Below are 18,407 nucleotides of genomic sequence, written 5' to 3'. Positions count from 1 at the left end.
CTTATACAAAGTCAATTTTAGGCGAGATTGTTCCTTTTTCTAAAGGGCAAGTGTAGGTGATTGAAAGATTTGCATACGAAATAAACCCTAACGGGTTTCACTTTTTTGAATTAAGCGGCTTGATTGTCCGACATAGTACAATTATAAACGACACCTAATATATCAAAAACTGTTTTCTTCTCATACCTATGGAATTTTCGCCCGTTTTGCTGTAGGAGATTGAACAGGCGAAGTAATACCTTTGATAGCTCTTGGGTGTTTTTTTGTATAGTTTGGAATAGAAGAAGGAAATAGTCTTTAATCATATATATGGCCTTATATTCACTCAGTTCTCGTTTCTTTTTCATAAGAAGTAATTGCCGCATTTGAAACATGGTAGAAGAACAAAGTAGAATGGCAATCAGTTGCCCATACAAATGGCATTCCAATCGTTCTCGTTTTATCTTTTTACAATGATGAATATGAAAGAATGATTTCCATGTTTTAAATAAAATCTCGATTTGCCAACGTAAAGAATACCAATCATGTACTTGTCCCATTGGGACAATATCTATAGGGGTATTTGTCATATATACATTGATACCGCTAAGTCGTTTACTACGAGCAGAATACTTCATTCCTTTCTTTTTTTCTCTTACCGTTTGATCGTGTAATCGTTTTTGTTGTTGTTCTTTTGTTAGTCGATGAACAATCACACGAGTTGGTACTTTATCAGTCATTCCTACATAAGCGTTGGATATTTCATATGTTTGTCCTGGCTGAAGAGAGTTCATTAAAACCTCCATATCTATTTGGATATACTCTGTACCCTTCTTAATTCTGCCATCTTGAAAATAATCAGGGTTTGGATTTTTTTGATAAATACGTGTATTCGATTTAATACGTGAGATATAATAGGCCTTTTTATCTTGTATATGTTGAAGATCTTTCAAATGAAAATAACCTAAATCTCGGATACATAAATCATTCGCTGTTACAGTTGGGGCACACAGGGAACCGTAGGTTCGATCATGTTGTTTACCTGGACCTGTATGAATATGAAGGAATTGTCCACTTAATAAATCATACTCAAGCTGTATCTTTACTCCCGCTGTATGGCTGCATCCTCCCGCACCAGGATAAACCGATGAAAATATATCCGGGAGTTGAAATGCAGTTGAATCTAAAATACGAATACGCTTGAAAACAGAAGTGTATGGAGAAGAAATCGGCATAGATGCGGCCAATTTTTTGCTTAGTAGTTCGGCTAGTAGGTGTTGTAAAAGTTGGACGGCCGCCTTATTAAACCGTTGATTCAGTCCCTCAGGACTGATGAGTACTTCTGTTGATGCTTCTAAACAGCTAGATAACTGAGTTAAAGAAGTCATAGCTACATTTTGGCTCACCCATACACATAAAGCTACTAAATCTTTTGCTTGGTACTTACTGGTTCGTTGTACAAAGCCAACATCTCTAGCAATATCTCGTAAGGCATTTGGAGATAGGGCACTTTGAATCTCTTGAGCAAATAGTTGTAATTCGTTAGACACAGAAACAGACATAAAAAACGCCATCCTTTCCTATGATTCTACAGAAAGAATAGCGTATTTTTTCATTTTAGGGGGCATTTCTTTTTATTAGCTTGATAGCGATGGGGTGAATCCAGTAAGCGGTATACCAATTGGTACTATAACTATTGGTGGAGACGCTATCGTTTCATTCCAAGTAACTGTAACTTCTATTCCAACACCAAACGAACTAAACAACAACGCAATTACTACTTTTAACTATATAGTCAATCCAAATAACGTACCTGTTACAAATACGACTACAACAAATACCGTAACAACTACTGTCCAAAATGATAACGTCATTGCTTTTAAGTCTGCTGATGTAACAAACGCCTTGCCTGGTCAAACTTTAACGTATACAATTACGATTACGAATAGCGGTAATGTAACGATTGACGACCTTCTTGCCATAGACACTGTACCAATAGATACGACTTTTGTTGCTGGTAGTGTTACGATTAACGGGATCAATCAGCCTAATGAGAACCCTGAAAATGGTATTACGTTAGGAAATCTTGCGCCTAATGAATTTGTTATTATTACGTTCCAAGTGACAATATCTTCTTCTACTCTTCAACCTACAATTAGTAACGATGCTTCTGTTTCCTATACCGTTATCATTGATCCAACAAAACCACCTATTACGATTACAAAGCAAACAAATATCGTTACAACGACAGTAGTTGATCCGTTGATTCGCATTGAAAAAACAGCTGACAAATCTATTATCGTTATAGGAGATATCATTACATTCACATTAGCGGTATTTAATCACTCCCCAATTCCCACAATTAGTACTTCTGTTATAGACACAATTCCAGCTGGTACAACATTTATAGAAAATAGCGTAACAATTAACGGTTCTACCGTTCAAAACGTTCGTCCAGACACTGGTATTAATATTGGTTCTTTACCTGCAGATACAGTAGCAACTATAACATTTCAAGTTCTCGTAACTTCTATTCCTTCAAACAGTACAATTATAAATTCTGCAACAGTTACCGCTGCCTTTCAATTGACACCACAGGATCCAATTATTACTTTCATTGTTAATTCAAACATCGTTCGTATACCAGTTCAATTTATAACTACAACAGTCACGAAAAATGCTTCCGTCAGCTCAGCTTATTTAAATCAATATTTTGATTACACGGTGCGTATTACAAATACTGCCGAAATTTCACTCTCAAATATTTCTTTACAAGATACCATTCCAGCAGGTTTACAATTTATAAACGGCACTGTCTTTATTAACGGTGAACGCTCTCCACTAGCAAATCCGAATATCGGTTTCCAAGTTACCACTAATTTAGAACCAAACGAAACAATTATCGTGTTATTCACAGTACAAGTAATAAGTCCACCTGTTAATAATCCATTTAAAAATACGGCCAATATTTCGTTACAACTTCAAGTCTCGCCTACCGACCCACCAATTACAGTAACCGTTACAAGTAACGAAAACATCGTCACCTTTGTTCCAGAAAATCCAGATGAAACACTTCCAAATTTAAATTGCTTCTTTGACGGTGAACGCTTCATTCGCATTACTCCTCGAAATGTACGAAATTACCTTTGGACTTGGATTTGGTGGAAATAATTGAAACAAAAAAGAGATTGTAGTTTGGTTGAAACCAAATTACAATCTCTTTTTCATTACCTATATTCCACTACGTTGTAACTCGTCCAAGGATATACGATTAAACACCACCTCAAGTTATTTTAGTCGTAATAAGTTGGCCAGCTTCATTAATAGTAACTTTCCATTTCACTCCACTAGCAGTCTTCATGATTATACCTTTACTTGCCTCTATTTCAATATCTCCAAACATCCTTCCGCCAGTTGTCGCTAACCAAGCACTCCCATTTTCCATAGAAGATCTTGCAAAAATGCGATTAATTCGAAAACGTTTATGATCTTGAGAATAACCACTTAATGTAATTCTAACTTTATATAACTGACTGGCCTTCATATTCGAGATAATTGTATCCCCAACATTTAATGGAACATCCAACGCGATAACCCAATTTCCAGTTGCACTTAATGCATATTCAATTTTAATTTTCTTTGGGCTCTCTCCCCATCCAAAATACATTCCAAAACAATTTAACATTTGTATTGGTTTTTTCGTAAAATCAAGTTCAATGACAACTGGGTTACTATCTGGAACGTCAATATAGTTTACACTTTGTTCATCTATTAAATTAAAGCAATTTGTGAGATTCCCTCCGTACGGCACTTTTCCACTTACTTGCTTAACGTTATATTTCTGCTGAGCATTTACTAAAATATCATCTTGATTCCCTATTAAATGAGGTCTATTTAAAGTCAACGGTAACTGAATTCGTAGGGATTCTTCATAAGTAGACTTACAAACATTATATTGACCTTTATCTACAATAGTTGTTGAAAGCAGATTTGAAAAAAGGTAGTTACGATGAGAATTAGAAGAAAATTCAATGACAATTTGTTCACTACTCATCCGGTACGTATCCCAAATCATACAATCAAATGTATTATACGCACCTGAACAACGAATTACTTTTTTCGTTTGTTGTCTACATTGCACTTGAATATCATGAAACGTATTTCCTGAACTTTCATTTGGCAAATCACTATTTCCATCTACTTCAATCCCATACCCACATCCATCAATAAATATAGATTGAAATACATTAGCGTTAATCCAGCAAGGTGTATTGATATCATCTATATACTCTGTTTTCAAATATATTGCAGTTTGAAAGTTTTTAATTTGAATAAATTTAACTTGAAAGAAACTAATGTAATCCCATGCCTTTTGACAATAAAAATGTATAGCTTTTCCTTTATACGATGGAGTTGTATTTATTATATTTATATTTGATATAACAGATTGATTAGGTACTTCGATTTGTTGTGAACCAGAAACATAAATAACAGCAGATTGAAACAATGGATTTATAACTTGAATAGTACCACCAACTATCGAAGCGTTACTTTGTAGCGCAAATGCATTAAAATCCCCATCAATTTGCAGCGTTACGGTTGGATCTAACTCTAATCTTACGTTTGATTTAATAACAATCGGCTTTACAATTTTGTACGTATTTACCCCTGTAATTCTAACCGTCGAAATTCGATTCGCTACACAATAATCAATAGCTTGCTGAATTGCTAATGAACTATCATTTCCTGAGTTCGGAACTGCCCCAAAACAATCAATGTGAACGCTACTTTCTGGCGCACAATCTTCTTGGGAAGAAATATATTCTGACAAAATAAATTCACTCCTCATATTACCTTTTTCATATAATATGTGAGTTGTCTCTTAAAAGTTTCTATAATAAAAAAAACAAACGACCTACTCGGTCATTTGTTTAATTCATATATATTTTTCGTTTCTTCTATCATTTTAGTTAACGAGAAATATCTCATTGCTTTCTCTCGTGCTTTCAATCTAATAGCAGTTACCTTTTCTTCATTCCCTTGTAGTTCCTCAAGCGCACTTGCGAATTCGGATTCGCAATATTCAGATATCAAAACACCTGACTCTCCATCTATTACCGCTTCATGTATTCCACCAACATCTATTGAAACAATTGGTGTCCCTGTAGCCATCGCTTCAATTACTACCATTGGAAACACTTCACGAAAAGATAATAAAAGTAAGGCGTCCATATTCCCTATAAACTCATGCGGCTCTGAAATATTCCCTAGCATCTTCACCCTTTGCTGCAATCCATATTTTTCTATTTCTTTCATAATCGATTCTTTCTCTGGTCCATCACCAGCAATATAAAACATAAAATCATTTCTCTTTTTCAACACATTTGCAATTTTGACAAATAGTTGATGGTTTTTCTCTTTGGATAATCTAGCTAATATCCCTATTTTATATGTAGATTCTTTCTTTTTCTGCTGGAATAAAAACTTTTCAATATCGACACCGTTATAAATTGTATTTATTTTTTCTTCTGCTACATGAATTGAAATTAAATTGTTCTTTTCAAACTCACTTACTGTAATAATATTGTTCACATATTTATTCATGAAATACCGAAAAAGCGTTGGCATTTTCTTTTCTAATATCGTTACATTGTGTTTCGTATAAACAATTTTCATCTTTTTTTTAATAAACTTTTGAAGTAGAAAAGCATATAATACCATTCGCAAACTATTTGCATGAATAAGTTCTATCTTTCGTTTACAAATTTCGTTTCGTAAATAATAAATATTTCTCAAATGATTCCATCGACTAAGTAATATAAAATTTTCTTTTCTAGTAAGGGATTCATATAGTTCTCCATCACCTGCAGCTGTATAAATCTTAAAATCCTCATAATGCAAATTATTTTCTAATTTACAGAAATAATTTTCGGCTCCGCCAGTTATCAATTTATCTGTCATCAACAGTATGTTCATAATTGCGTCTTCCCAACTACATTGATTTTATTTTTTTTATAAGCATGATAAGCATACTTACTAAAATAGTAAAAGCTTTGCACTGCATTAAGACTTTTTTGGTCCCTTAATAATTTCCAATACCGAAAAGCTGCTCTAACTTTATTTCTCGAAACAGAATTTGCTACAATTCGATACTTCGCTAATACTTGCTGTATCCCTTTTGCTTCATGCCCTTCATGTAATAAGTTCAGCCATAACGCTGTATCTTCCGGCTGTACACTAGGCATTTCGACATACGGAATTTTTTCACGATCAATCATCACCGTTAAACACCCGATAATTGTATTTCCTACTAAATAATGATAATCAACAGATTTTGGTACACTCACTTCGCGATTTAATTCATTACCATTTTCATCAATTAAACTATACGACGCATATGAAAAAGCAATATTCATTTCTTCCATAAATAACAATTGTGTCTTCAATTTATGCGGCAACCATATATCATCACTATCTAAAAAGGCAATGTACCTTCCTCTCGCCTCTCGAATCGCTAAATTCCGAGCTTTAGCAGCACCAACATTTTCTTTTAATGATAATAACCTAATCCGTGAGTCTCCTTCTATTATCTCTTTAATTTTTGCGGCAGATTGGTCGGTTGAACAGTCATCAACGATAATCATTTCCCAGTTTTCATACGATTGATTCTGTACAGATAAAATTGTCTCACCTATAAATCGTCTACTATTATAAGAAGGTGTTATTACAGAAACATGAGGCGCCTTATTATGTGCTGATAGACATTTTACCATCTATCTTTCCCCTTCCTTCATATATTGAAATATACTTCACAACAACTGCTAAAAATAAAAAGAACGCTTCGTTAATAATGAGTGACAATGACATCATCTGAAATAAAAATGCAATCATAGTCAATAGAAGGTATGGTTTTTCACGAAACAAAGTATGCTGCGCTAACTTGAACATTAATATGAATAAAAACGCGCTATATAGAAGAAAACCAATTGTACCCGATTCAGACAAAATTTCTAAAAATGTATTGTGTACATATAATTTTTCATTAAATTGATACTCATAATAATTCGAAAAGTTAAAAGCACCGATTCCGATATATGGATTGGATAAATAGTATTTAAAAGCAGCTTCCCATAATGTAAATCTACCACTTCCATTATCATGGGAAAAATCAGAAATTCGTTTATTTAATATGTCATCTAATTGGCCCCCCATTACACTATTCGATAAACTAAAAATAACTACACTAAACAATACTAAACTCATAATTATTTTTATTTTTTTAGCGAAACTAGACATACATATATATACAAAAACAACAAGCACAAGCGCTAATATCCCCCCCCTTGAAAAGGTTAATAGACTCGTCGTAACACATAAAATTAACCCTAGGATGTTAGTGATATTTTGTAAATTCGTCATATAGTACATAAAAAATATTGTATTATAAAAAATAAAAATGTTAGGATCATCTAGCAATCCAATTAACCGTGGATATCCTCTATCAACTAATAATCCAGCAAAAATTTCTCTCTCTTCTCCACCGTATAAACTAAAGTATTGTAAACCGATTATATAGAGTAGTAGACTTACAACATTAAATACTATTCCTACATAAGCAATAGATGATTCAAGTACCACTATTTCAGTATTCCCCAATAAATTTCTCATTATAAAATAGCATCCTAAAACGAGTAGCACGCCAAAAATCATACGAATACTAGCATTTAAATACATAGAAAGAATTCCGCTTAAACAATAAATGAAATAAAACAGTAAAAATATAACTTCATGAAAATATAACTTTTGAATATGAAAGTCTTTAATTGTTAAACAAAAATATATGACTAAAAAAATCATATATATCTTCAATGAAAATCCAATATATAAATTGTATTTACTTAACATAACAAATAATATTAGAAGAATAATCCATCCCATCGATACTTTCATATTATTTTCCATAGGCTATATCCCCTGTTTCGTAATATAATCCTTTTTGCGTATTTTTCTTATAAAAGAAAGAAGAAGTTTTTTTAGCTCATAATCATATAGGAATATGGCAGCTACTACAATTAGTATATTAAGAACAAGCGCAATTAAATGATATGTATGCAATATATATTGCACTCCAATAAAGGTTACACCAAAATAAATTGTATACGGTATTACAATTTGGAATACAATTTTTTTCTTCACTACACTTACCGCTATATATCCCACTAAAGCGACTATTTCAAATAAAACCATAGCGTATGCCGCTCCTATCACTCCACCAAGACTACTAAAGCTATAAAGCATAACCCCACCTATCACCAATGCTACACACTGCACAACAGTTCTCTTATTTTGACATCCACTCGTCGTTAAACCGTCAGCAATGGCAATATTTAAACTTTGTAGCACAATAAGAAATGATAATATTTGGAGTGGTTCTACTGCATTGCTCCATTCTTCATGAAAAAATATAGAAATAAAGTATGGTGCTAAATGATATAAACCGATCGTCATACATATTCCTACAATCGCCATTGATTTAATTTGAAGTAAATTTAATTTCGTATGCTCTTCTATATTATTCTGGTTATAATGCTTAAAGAGCACCGGAAAAAATGCACCTGCAATTACCCCTGGTACTTGATATAAAGCTGCCGGCATCCGGTACGCCACTGCAAAAACACCTACCATACTTAATGGCAATGTATAGTTAAGCAAGATAGGCGCTAATTGTGGCGTACTCATTATTAAAAAACCGCTAATAATAAAGGGAGTTAATTGCCAAAATAACGCTTTATGAATTATGACTTTCATATTCATTTTCGTCTTTCTTCTCATGATATATATACTGAATAAACCACCGATCATATACCCAAAAGCATATAAGCGAGCTGTTACATACACCGGTAACTCTCCGAAAATACAAAAACATGTAATTATAATGACAACTGATGCTGATACAACTTTTATGAGCGCTATATACTTCATACGTTCCGTCAGTTGAAAATAGGCAATCCCTATGTTTTGCCAAGTTAATCCTATTAACATGAAAAACATTACGTTTATCATCATATAAATTAAATTTTTATCCTCATACATATAATGAATAGCAATATAACCGATGATAGAAATAAAAATAAGTAGAATCATCCTTATTTTTATATAAGATGATAAAATCTGCTCTAAATCTGCTCCATCCTTTGCCCCTTCTCGAAGAAACGTATTACTAAGTCCTAAGTCTGTAAAGAATAACATAACAAACGTCACTGCTATGGCAACACTAAACATCCCATAATGTTGTGCGTTAAAAAAGTTTGCTAAAACAATTAAACTGACGGCCTGAAGAAGGTTAGCTAAAATCGTACTATAAAATAGATGGATAATATTGTTTAGAATAGATCTACCCATACAAGTTCTCCTTTGCAAGTAACCTACTTACATATGTTGTTTGTTTACATATATATTTATCTTGCACCATTGCCGTTCAATACAATTAAAACGGTTTTACATAAAATACGGATGTCCATCCGAAACGTTTTCATTTCAATATACTCCATGTCCAGCCTCAACTTTTCCTTTGGATCAAGATTATACCCTCCATTTATTTGTGCCCATCCTGTTAAGCCTGGTTTTACCATTAAACGATCCTTAAATTCTGGAATATACGCATCAAACTCATTATAAAAAAACTCTCTCTCTGGTCTAGGGCCTACAAAAGACATATCTCCTCTTAAAATATTTAAAAGTTGCGGTAATTCATCAATTCTCGTTTTCCTTATAAACAATCCAACTTTTGTAATTCTTTGATCATCTTCTTTTGCCCATTGTGGTCCGTTCATTTCAGCATCCTTTACCATCGACCTTAATTTAAATACATTAAACTTCTTCCCGTTTATACCTAAACGTTCTTGAAAGTATATTGGAGCCCCTGATGTTTCTAAAGTAATCATAATACAAAAGAACAACATAATTGGTATTGTTAATAGTAACAATATGATTGAAAATATAATATCAAACAAGCGTTTTACACTTCGATTCAATATGCTAGGCTTTTCTTGAGCCGGAATCGTATACAACTTGGCTTGATTTGTTTCACGAATCATGGATCGTTACCCCCACATTCAAGAATATAAAATTATACCTATTAATTCACATTCTTTCCTATTTATATCCGCTATTACTTTTTGCACTGTACGTAATGAATCTTTTCGCTTTTTAACTGCTAAAACCACTCCATCGCATTTCCCTGCAATAATGTGCGTAGCAGGAAGTTCAAATACTTCAGAAGAATAAACGAAAATGTAATCAAAATCTTCTTTCCACTTAGCAATCGCATTATCAAATTCATCCATAGCAACTAAGGGCGTCCCTGTATGTACTGTTTTTTTTGCAGGAATACAATATAAGTATTTAGACAAATTACTAGAAAAAGATTCATAATTGCGGGAGGAAGAGCTTATTATATCGTTTACTGTTATCATGTGATCACTTTGTAATACTACATGTAGTTTAGGGTCAGAAAAATTCACATCAATAAGTAACACCTTTTTTTTCATTTCCGCAAACACTACACCCATATTTACTATAAGCGAGGCAACAACACCTCTGTCCTTCGTTGAACTAACTGTGAACAGTTGTTTTCCGGATTTTTTCAGCTCGTGATACACCGTATAAAACTGCTCTTTCATCAGATCATCATGCAAATTGAATGGCAGCTGCTTCTTTGTCCTAAACATCGACATGTTCACCTCGATATGTAGATGATTTTTTATCAACCTCTGTAGGTTTCTTTTTTCTATTTTGTTTCATATTTATGTGACCAATAACAGAGACTGTTGTTATTTTCTCTAAATCCTGTTCCGTGTATATACGTTCATCAAAATAATCTCGAAATACAGCTAAACCTATTCCAACAAAAAAACTAACAATTAAAGAAATAGGAATGATCAGTTGAAATTTCGGAAACAATTTTTCAGCCTGTTCCTGTAACTCAGGATCCGTTAATACTTTCACCCCTTGTACATTTGTGTACTGTTGAAAGCTTTTTTGTGATTGCTCTGCCAATGTCTTTACAATGTCTTTCACGATTTTCGGATTGGAATCTTTTACTGTAACAGTTACAATTTGTGAGTTGTCCGTATTCACAACCGAGATTTTTTGTGCTAATTCATGACTTGATTGCTCTAATTTCAAAGTTTTTTTGACTGTTGAAATAATTAATGGGCTTTTTAAAATATCAACATACGATGTTACTAGTTGCTTATTCTCTTGTGTTTTATTTGTTGAATTTTCCTTATTAAATTCATCTAAATTCCCAACAAGAATTTGCGTTGAATATTGATATGACGGCTTTAAAACATACATAGAGATAAGAACTAAAGAAGCGGTTAAACAACACATCGTTAAAATAATCGTTACGAATCTTCTTTTCAATAATTGTTGAAAATCTTTTATACTCATTTCTTGCTTCAATTATTTCACCGCCCTTTTCTGAATAACATCCTGCAATTCACTCTTTACAGATAACCCTTTCTCTCTTCTATCCACTTGTTTTGTTACATACTTTCCAACTCCGAATGCAAACTTTTCTACATATACATACGAAAGCATTGCAAGTATAAACGACAAAACAAGTGAAAAAATTAAAATAATTGGCAACGGTAATATTTCATGGAGCATGTATATAAGGGAAAACAACGATATAATATGGTATAAATAAAGACTGTAAGAAATCTTCCCCAAATATAACAAATATTTATTACGTAGCAAGGACGACAAAGTTGATATTGACAAACTTAATATGACAAATAGACATGCACTTATCGCCACTACATAGTCTCGAAATATAAAATTATTGAGCACTTTAATTTCTCCTATAAGCCCTTCATACATAAAAAGTAAAATCGCAAATAAAAACCATGTAATTTTTGTGTTTTTAGTACAATTACTATAAAAAACTATTAAATTATTTTTATACTTCGCAACTAGTGCTCCGAGTAAAAACAACACCGTGTAATGCAATGTTAATGCATAGCTTGTTAATGTTAAGCCCGAGCGAAACAAAAATAATATTACGACAGAACATATACTAAAACTAAACAATAATAGTAATGAACACCTCAACGTTTTTCGTAAGCAAATCATCAAAATTAACGGGAAAATTATTGATATTCGCATTTCATGGACAAGTGACCAAATTACACCGTTATATGCATCTGTATTATATTTCCCAACCAATAAAATATGTTGCGCTATTAAGCTTGAAGAACTTTCAATCGTCCATGAGCGATTAAACCATTCACTTAAATAAGAAATACCATATTCACTAATTGTAATCTGGCATACAATAGCTATAATTATTGCCACAATATAAGGAATATATATTCTGCATATACGTTTTAAAAGGTATGATCCATAGCTACTATAGTTTTTTTGAATAGATTCATACAAAACAAATCCGCTCAAAACAAAAAAGATAATAACTGATTCGTTACCACTACTAAAAATTAGACGAGCAGGCGTTTCTTTTAATAGGTACACAACAAATGGCTTATTATCTTCATAACTGTAATTTTGAAATGCTGAAAAAATCATTAAATGATGACCGATCATTACTACTAATGAAGAAATCCCTCTTATAGAGTCCAATTCTTCGTATCTCTTCATCTTTTTACATCAACTCCTAATGAAATGATAATAATCATTTCAAAGCGACATCTTTATTCATATTCCCCTCCTTTCTTTTCATTCCAATTTTTCATATTAAAATGATTTTATAGTATAAATTTGAGTGTATTGTAACATTTTTTGTAATATTATGAATAGAAAATCTCAAAAATTGGTATATACCAATTTCAACCTCGAAAAATGAGTAATATTGATAGAAAAACGCTATAAAAATATCTTGCATATTTACAAAATTAAAGAGCTGATTAGCATTTTTTCAATATAAAATAAAAAAATAGCCTATATAGGCTATCTTTTTTATTTTATTTAATTACTGGCACCACTATATGCTACATGTCGTTTCTCAATTCTCTCCTCGATTTCTTTCATATTTTCTTTATTATTTAATAGTGATTGTTTATTTTCAATTAATAATTGTTTAAAAGATTTTCTCACTTTTTTTCTCATTTTCATTGTCCTCCTTGGGGGATGATTTATATAAAAGATAAAGAATTATCTGTGGTTCTTATAATAATTGATTGCTGTGAATTCTATTTGAACTTCATATGAAAATTCCGTTTATTTTCTGACAACTTTGTGAACACGAAAAAAGTGATTATCTAAAACTATGTTGAAATTAATTCACTTCATTATAAAAGTTACTATTTCCATCAACTTTTATCATTATATCTTGTCAAAACATTTATATATTTAAAATTGAGTTCGACATAATTTTATTTACTATAATACTGTTTACAAAAACAAAAAGAAGGTGTCACCAAGTCAAAGTTCGACTTATGCAACATCCCTCTTTCCAAACTATTTATAGCATATTTATTAATATTTCAGGTCTTCCCCAATTCATTTCTTCACAAACAAATCTAAGTTTTTCTTCATCCATTGTGTGTAACCCTTCTTCTAGTGAACATGAAATTGGAACTTCACAGTGAATTTGGGCTAATTGTAACGAAATATTTAAGTTCTCTAAATCACTTTCAATCTTCGTACGCTGCGCTTTTGTTAATGATCCTACATTTTCTAGTACAGCGGATACTGTTCCGTGCTCTTGAATAAGCTTATACGCTGTTTTTTCACCGATACCTTTTACACCTGGATAATTATCACTTGTATCTCCCATGAAAGCTTTTGCATGGACGATTTGCCACGGCTCTACACCTTTTTCTTCCATGATTTTCTCCGGTGTGTAATATTCGTAATTTCCAATTCCTTTACGCAGAAGCATGACTGTAACGCTCTTATCAACAAGTTGAAGTAAATCCGTATCACCTGTTAAAATATAAACTTCAGCTTCATTGCAATATTGTTTTGCAAGCGTACCGATACAATCATCGGCTTCGTAGCCTTTCATACCGATAACTGGAATGGATAATTTTGCAGTCATTTCTTGCACTAAATCAAATTGAGGAATTAATTCTTCTGGTGGCGCTGCACGATTTGCTTTATAATTCGAGAACGATTCTGTTCTAAATGTCGTACTTCCCATATCCCAGCATGTAACGATATGTGTTGGTTCGATCGCTTGCGTAGCTGTTAATAAGTGTTTCATATAACCATGAATCCCGTTCGTAGGGGTTCCATCTTGTCGTTTCATAAATTGTCCGTAGACACTTGTTGCGTAAAAAGCACGAAATAATAGTGCCATACCATCAACTAATAATACTTTTTTCATAATTCCTCTCCTATTAAAAAAATAATAACCTTACGTTATCACGTAAGGTTATATAAATAGATTACCATTCTACGTTTTTGCTCAACTTTGTCTATTATACATTGTTTTTGTATATTTAGCACCATTAACACATTAAGACGTTCTACTACAACAAGTATGCAAGATGCCTGAATACGTATTTTTTCCAGTAGAAACAACGATAGCTTTTGCATTTCCACTAACGATATGCGAACCTTTAAAACATACATTTTCAAGCTCAAGTGGATTATAATCTTTCATCCGTTTTAATGGAATAAATCGTTTACGTTCAAGGTGATAGCAGCTCTCAAACTTCTCTATATTCGCTTCGTTTCCCGTTAACACAGACTCATTCACTAATAAATCATCTGCATAAATAATACGTACATCAGCTGGCACAGCATCTCCAGCCGAAAGAAAAATCATATCTCCAGGTACAAGTTCTTGCACAGGTATCTCCATCATTTTCAGTTCACTATTTAACCCTGTACTACTAGAACATTCTACTCTAGATACAGTAATCGTTTCACGTTGTAATTCATCACACACACGTTGTTTTGAAAAACCTGGAATCATGCCACCTAGCTTCATCATTACTTCTGCAAGAAGTGCTCTTTTTGAAGTTAGTTCATTTCGGCCATATACTTGAATACGTTTTTGTGCCTCTTTCATTGATAGTCCGTCTCTTGTTGTTTTAAAATATGCAAATACAGATTTTACATCTCTTGTTGCAATTTCAATTAATAAATCTTTATTTTTTTGGAGCATTGTTTGTTCTTTTATTGATTTTTTACTTAGTTTATATGACGTGTTACCCACAGTTTTGTTTGCATATAACATATTATCGTCTCCTCCTTTACAACATAGGAAGAAACGCTTTGTTTCTCAATTTATCCACTTTACTATGAAAGTGTCTCGCGCTTTATAAACGCTACATTGTGATAAATATAGAGGGAGGAACAAATCGTTTCCTGCCTACATCATATATTTTTGATTTGAAGTATATGGGTAACGGAACCGAGTCAGAATTTGACATGCTCCTCACCTCCTCGTTTAATTTTATAGTTTATAATATGAAATTACTCATAGCTTGGTAACAAAAAAGACCCCTACCCTTAAGAGAGTAGCGGCCATTACATACACAAATAAACGATTTCTAATATAATTAGAAATCTACGGACCTCTCCCTCACCGAGTTTTAGCACTGTATAGCATAGGTACATTACCAGCTACGTTAAGAAAAACCTTAATTCGATCATTCCTGTTGACCCATTGGCGTCTCTCGACATTTTTGGGCAGTAGCATTTCTCTATACAGGAGCCTCACCTAACAGAGACTTATTTTCATTACATTGAAAATGTTACTCTTATTTAAAATAGATGTCAACCGTAGCCTACAATTTTTTCAAATGGTATGGCAAACTAACGTATATAAAGTGAAACTTTAATCAGTGGGGGTTTTGTTCATCCGCCACTGATTATTAGCCCTCACCAATCGGGCTGCCCGGCAAATAGCGGTATAAAATAAAAAACTTTACGTTTAAACGTAAAGTTTTTAATAAGTTATACAACCAGCGATTACAATCCCAATTGAAAGCGATAAAAACATAAGAAAAAGACCGACTGCTTGATTATCTTCTTCAAGACTTTTGTTTATATTAAAGCGTGGTGTAAGCCACTCAGCTAAATAAAAGACGATAATTTGAGCCAAAATCCCAACTGCTCCCCACGAAATCATATCAAGAAGTGAAATTGAATTAGCTGCTGTCGAATATAAAACGATAGCTAACCCAAGTAATCGCCCTCCAAGCACATAGCTTACCGCCTTATTCCCTTGAGCCATTAACTTAAATTCCTTAACTTTCGTTGTCACTTCCATCAAGAACAGACCAATACATAAAAGTCCAAGTGTTACTGCTAAATATAATAAAAAATTAATCATTTTTCCCCCTCCTTTTTATACCTACCGGTAAATAGTACGATTCATTTCCTGTAATCTTTTCTCCCGCGCGAATACCGATACTACTCGCTTTTCCAGCAATTAAAAAAGAACCAAACACATACGACAGTTTCTCCATCCCTTTTTCTGTTTCCAAGGATACGACTGGAAGTTCTGTATACTTTTGAAATATTGGCAGTGACTTTTTATATGTTTGATGTGCATTTTGAAGCATAATATTTTCGTCCTTATCACGAATCGTAATTGTATCTCCTTCTCTACCAAATGAAGGTTTTTGAACGAAAGAACCTTTTCCTAAAAATAAATCTGGTTCTAAATATGTAGGTAACATATATTCTTTAATCCACTGTTGTTCCTCATTTGTATAAAAGGCCTCTTCTTCTGCTAACCCCCAAATAAGACACTGAATTGATTTTGGCTGAAGTAAAAATGCTGACAAAGGATTTATTATAAAAAGCTTTCCGGCCTTTACAAGTTGCAACAATTCCACACCTACCAAATCTCCTGTTTCAGGATCTTGATCCTCAATTAAATCTTCTATCGGATATGTTTGGCGATATAAAACGTCAATCTTCGCCCCATCTTTATCGATTAGAGCATCTTTTGTAATTCTAAGTTCTGACATTGGCACTACTTTATTTTCCACATGGCATAACTGACTCAAATACATAGTCGTATTCCAATCCTCAATATGTTCATGATGTGCTGTAAAAACAACATTTGGATTGTCTAATCCCTTTGTCGCTTCCATTACGGCTTTCGTAACACCAGAAGATAGCAATCGTTCTTGATCCGAGTTTGGATCATCATAACCTAGATTTTCACATACTTTCCCATTCATTTGAAAGCATTCCACAATAAAAGTTGGTGTATCACTATTAAACTCAAGCATTTTGATTTGGTTATCCTCTGTTACAGCAAAATCAAATCGCGAAATTACAGATTCAGGATAAAGCCCTTTCATTCTAATGAATGATAAACTCGCGGATGGAAAACCAAGCTCAAGAAGCTGTTCGTCACTTAAATTACGCAGCAGTCTAGCAGTCTTAAAAAATATTTTTCCCATTCGTTCAGTCGCTAATTGTAATTGCTTCATAGTCTGATTTGTTATAGAAAAAACATGAAACAAACTATACTCACATTCATATAAATTCGACCAAAAATTTGGATATTTCAAATAAAACTCTTTTCGATCCCTTATGTATTGCGACATATTTTATCCCCCAAATCCTCCCTTTGAACCGCTTCCAATTCCACCTTTAAATTCAGCAGACGATTGATACGATTTAAACGCCGATGAATTTTTAAAAGTGGATTTATTTTGATAGTATCGCCCACCATAGAAATAATGCCCACGATAACCTGAACTACTATCATCACACTGCCATACCCCAAGTTCATCATCCCAATCCCAATCAGAACAACTATTATCATTCGGTTTTGGGGGAAGATCTTGTGCGCAACCAAATAAAGTGCCAGTCATTAAAGACGTTACGACACCACCTACTAGCCATTTCGTTTTTGTCACCTTCGCACTCCCCTTTTTAATTTCTATTCCTATTATATAGGATGGCATGATAAAGTAGAAGAAAAAGGAAGAAGAGGTATAAAAATGCGCTTAGAATATCGACTTAATGATGAAACGAAAGGGTATCCTGCTTTATGGAACTACGTCAATATTTCTAATTCTGAAATTATCGCACGCATGACTTGTGAATATTTTATTAAAGAGAAAAATACTTATGTTGTTACTGCAACTTCGGTTGATCCAGACGGAACAGTAGTTATTTATATTCAAAAAGAAGTTTTCGCCAATGACCCTTCAGACCCTACATACTCCCACATCGGTTTTGAAATTAGAGAACTAAGTGAAACGAGTTCAAGCTTAGTAGATAGTCAAGATGTATGGAACTACGAAGAAATTTTACCATCTCTTCATTCAGATATTATATATATTCAGCGAGACGGCATGTCTATGGAATTCTCCTTAGATTCAAGAGAGATTGATGAAGACAGAAAGTGCTACATTTATTACGGAAACTTCACAGGTGAATCAAGATAATATTAATATATCTATGCAACAAAAAAACCTTACGTATAA

At 33.1% G+C, this 18,407-nt stretch carries 17 protein-coding genes, 1 pseudogene and 1 riboswitch; of the genes and pseudogenes, 2 read left to right on the top strand and 16 right to left on the bottom strand.

What is annotated here, in order from left to right; all coding sequences use genetic code 11:
• Nucleotides 1-110: 110 nt before the first annotated feature.
• Nucleotides 111-1,541: an IS4 family transposase gene (locus MHB52_RS08655; protein ID WP_061663672.1), complete on the bottom strand. Its 1,431-nt coding sequence runs from the start codon at nucleotides 1,539-1,541 to the stop codon at nucleotides 111-113.
• A gap of 91 nt (nucleotides 1,542-1,632) precedes the next feature.
• On the opposite strand from MHB52_RS08655, the pseudogene MHB52_RS08650 reads away from it, so the two are divergent.
• Nucleotides 1,633-3,150 (top strand): annotated as a pseudogene (locus MHB52_RS08650) (DUF7507 domain-containing protein); the annotation flags it as partial.
• A 112-nt stretch (nucleotides 3,151-3,262) separates the two neighbouring features.
• Here the strand turns inward: MHB52_RS08650 and MHB52_RS08645 are convergent.
• From MHB52_RS08645 to MHB52_RS08575, 15 genes are all read right to left on the bottom strand, one after another.
• Nucleotides 3,263-4,810: a hypothetical protein gene (locus tag MHB52_RS08645; RefSeq protein ID WP_061663853.1), complete on the bottom strand. Its 1,548-nt coding sequence runs from the start codon at nucleotides 4,808-4,810 to the stop codon at nucleotides 3,263-3,265.
• A gap of 92 nt (nucleotides 4,811-4,902) precedes the next feature.
• Nucleotides 4,903-5,955, bottom strand: coding sequence for a glycosyltransferase family 4 protein (locus tag MHB52_RS08640; RefSeq protein WP_001023684.1), 1,053 nt, complete (start codon nucleotides 5,953-5,955; stop codon nucleotides 4,903-4,905).
• Nucleotides 5,952-6,752 carry a glycosyltransferase family 2 protein gene (locus MHB52_RS08635; protein WP_000237694.1) on the bottom strand — a complete coding sequence of 267 codons (801 nt, stop codon included), beginning with the start codon at nucleotides 6,750-6,752 and terminating at the stop codon, nucleotides 5,952-5,954. The genes MHB52_RS08640 and MHB52_RS08635 overlap by 4 nt, the downstream gene beginning before the upstream one ends.
• Nucleotides 6,727-7,941, bottom strand: a complete 1,215-nt coding sequence (locus MHB52_RS08630; protein ID WP_016117501.1) for an O-antigen ligase family protein — start codon at nucleotides 7,939-7,941, stop codon at nucleotides 6,727-6,729. The genes MHB52_RS08635 and MHB52_RS08630 overlap by 26 nt, the downstream gene beginning before the upstream one ends.
• A 3-nt stretch (nucleotides 7,942-7,944) precedes the next feature.
• Complete coding sequence (locus MHB52_RS08625) at nucleotides 7,945-9,381, bottom strand: oligosaccharide flippase family protein (protein ID WP_061663854.1); 1,437 nt, start codon at nucleotides 9,379-9,381, stop codon at nucleotides 7,945-7,947.
• 56 nt (nucleotides 9,382-9,437) lie between these two features.
• Nucleotides 9,438-10,076: a sugar transferase gene (locus tag MHB52_RS08620; RefSeq protein WP_016117500.1), complete on the bottom strand. Its 639-nt coding sequence runs from the start codon at nucleotides 10,074-10,076 to the stop codon at nucleotides 9,438-9,440.
• A gap of 18 nt (nucleotides 10,077-10,094) precedes the next feature.
• Complete coding sequence (locus tag MHB52_RS08615) at nucleotides 10,095-10,715, bottom strand: CpsD/CapB family tyrosine-protein kinase (protein WP_016117499.1); 621 nt, start codon at nucleotides 10,713-10,715, stop codon at nucleotides 10,095-10,097.
• Entirely contained in the window at nucleotides 10,702-11,445 is a 744-nt protein-coding gene (locus MHB52_RS08610) for a YveK family protein (protein WP_000807050.1), read from the bottom strand. Before MHB52_RS08610 ends, MHB52_RS08615 begins: the two co-directional genes overlap by 14 nt.
• Nucleotides 11,446-12,639 (bottom strand): acyltransferase family protein, encoded by a 1,194-nt coding sequence (locus MHB52_RS08605; RefSeq protein ID WP_061663855.1) that lies wholly within the window; start codon nucleotides 12,637-12,639, stop codon nucleotides 11,446-11,448.
• 327 nt (nucleotides 12,640-12,966) lie between these two features.
• Nucleotides 12,967-13,107 carry an FbpB family small basic protein gene (locus MHB52_RS08600; RefSeq protein ID WP_001228048.1) on the bottom strand — a complete coding sequence of 47 codons (141 nt, stop codon included), beginning with the start codon at nucleotides 13,105-13,107 and terminating at the stop codon, nucleotides 12,967-12,969.
• 355 nt (nucleotides 13,108-13,462) lie between these two features.
• The gene (locus tag MHB52_RS08595) at nucleotides 13,463-14,329 is read right to left on the bottom strand and encodes a 5'-3' exonuclease (RefSeq protein WP_000757076.1); all 867 of its coding nucleotides are present in this window, start codon (nucleotides 14,327-14,329) and stop codon (nucleotides 13,463-13,465) included.
• Between the two features lie 132 nt (nucleotides 14,330-14,461).
• Nucleotides 14,462-15,187, bottom strand: a complete 726-nt coding sequence (locus tag MHB52_RS08590; RefSeq protein ID WP_000964949.1) for a P-type ATPase — start codon at nucleotides 15,185-15,187, stop codon at nucleotides 14,462-14,464.
• A 335-nt stretch (nucleotides 15,188-15,522) separates the two neighbouring features.
• Nucleotides 15,523-15,688, bottom strand: a riboswitch (M-box (ykoK) riboswitch).
• 213 nt (nucleotides 15,689-15,901) lie between these two features.
• Complete coding sequence (locus MHB52_RS08585; protein WP_000606857.1) at nucleotides 15,902-16,288, bottom strand: DUF350 domain-containing protein; 387 nt, start codon at nucleotides 16,286-16,288, stop codon at nucleotides 15,902-15,904.
• Nucleotides 16,281-17,519: a glutathionylspermidine synthase family protein gene (locus MHB52_RS08580; protein WP_000084949.1), complete on the bottom strand. Its 1,239-nt coding sequence runs from the start codon at nucleotides 17,517-17,519 to the stop codon at nucleotides 16,281-16,283. The genes MHB52_RS08585 and MHB52_RS08580 overlap by 8 nt, the downstream gene beginning before the upstream one ends.
• Nucleotides 17,520-17,522: 3 nt before the next feature.
• Nucleotides 17,523-17,834, bottom strand: a complete 312-nt coding sequence (locus tag MHB52_RS08575; protein ID WP_000169030.1) for a hypothetical protein — start codon at nucleotides 17,832-17,834, stop codon at nucleotides 17,523-17,525.
• 84 nt (nucleotides 17,835-17,918) lie between these two features.
• On the opposite strand from MHB52_RS08575, the gene MHB52_RS08570 reads away from it, so the two are divergent.
• Nucleotides 17,919-18,368, top strand: coding sequence for a hypothetical protein (locus MHB52_RS08570; RefSeq protein WP_001235533.1), 450 nt, complete (start codon nucleotides 17,919-17,921; stop codon nucleotides 18,366-18,368).
• The last annotated feature ends 39 nt before the right edge of the window (nucleotides 18,369-18,407 follow it).

The organism is Bacillus sp. FSL K6-0073 (assembly GCF_038006085.1).
GTDB classification, from domain to species: Bacteria; Bacillota; Bacilli; order Bacillales; family Bacillaceae_G; genus Bacillus_A; species Bacillus_A cereus.
Note: the sequence above shows the minus strand (reverse complement) of the source record. Positions and strands in the feature narration are given on the sequence as shown.